We start from the raw sequence: 1095 nt of genomic DNA on the forward strand, positions 1-1095 counted from the left end.
CGCTGGCCTCCGGGTTGATGCTGTTGAGTTGATCAATAAAAGGTTGGGCGATGGTCATATAGTCCGCCTCTTCCCCCGCGTTCTCTGTCGCCTGTTTTCCTTTTAGCCGCAGGTCGCGAATAATGTCGAGCGTCGCATACCACTTGTCGCCAATTTGCTTGATGGTTTCGGCGGCCACCTGATCGGATACCCCGTAAGCCTCCGCATGACTTTTTACTGCCTGGGGAACTGCTCCGGTGTAGTTGTTATTGATAAAGAGGGTGGCCTGATCGTAGGTGCGCTGGTATTCCACCTCGATCAGGCTTGAGTCTGAGACAATGCGGTTTCGTGCCTCGCCGGCGGCAGTGTCGATGGCCTGGCAAGCAAGTTGGCATCGCTGAATGGGAGGTAAAATCTGGACTTTAAGAACAGGGAACCCGTCATTGTCAGGGGTTATCGCCATTCCCTCTGCCTGCCCTTTTAATAGCTCCCGATGTTTCTCGGCAGTGATAACGATGCAATCAGCGGGCATAGCGCTGTGCAGCTCGTCGTTATAAAACGCGTTCAGCGATTGACTGTAAAAAATACTCATCGACCCACTCCCCAGATCATCACTGTTTGATTGCCGCTCGCATAAACGGTGACGTTTTGATTGGTCGCGCCTTGCCAGTAAGCGTAACGACCCCCAGTCCCGCTATTTTTGATGGACATGGATGTCATCACTGACAAAAAAGAATCAGGAAACGCGACGGGCCAGCTAACGGTACGACTCCCCGCGCCTGATCCGGCTGCGCTGGTCCACTGCAAAACAAAACCACCTAACCAGGAAGGCAAAGCAATATACCCCACTGATCCCATATCAGCGGAGAAGCCCCAGCGTAGTTTTTTCGCCGTAACCATTCGGGAATCATCCGTCCCTCCATCCACTTCAGCCTGCGTGGCCACTTCAGCAACGCCGCGCCGACTTTCGGTGGCGGTTCGGTTGTGGAGCTTTTTCGCGGTCAGCGCGCGACTATCATCCGTTGAGCTATTCGCCTCTGTCTGGGTAGCGACCTCTAACTGTCCCCGAGTACTTTCCGTCGCCTGACGTGTACCCGCGTCTGTCGCGCTTTTTAC

General features: G+C 54.2%; 2 protein-coding genes. Both read right to left on the bottom strand.

What is annotated here, in order from left to right:
* Nucleotides 1-571, bottom strand: a 571-nt coding sequence (locus tag V4C51_RS17760; protein WP_330927501.1) for a hypothetical protein, incomplete at its 3' end; no start/stop codon positions are given.
* Nucleotides 568-1095 (bottom strand): gp53-like domain-containing protein (locus tag V4C51_RS17765; RefSeq protein WP_330927502.1); only part of this gene is annotated, 528 nt, incomplete at its 5' end. The genes V4C51_RS17765 and V4C51_RS17760, both read right to left, overlap by 4 nt.

It is taken from the genome of Candidatus Sororendozoicomonas aggregata (assembly GCF_031528575.1).
GTDB lineage: Bacteria > Pseudomonadota > Gammaproteobacteria > Pseudomonadales > Endozoicomonadaceae > Endonucleibacter > Endonucleibacter aggregata.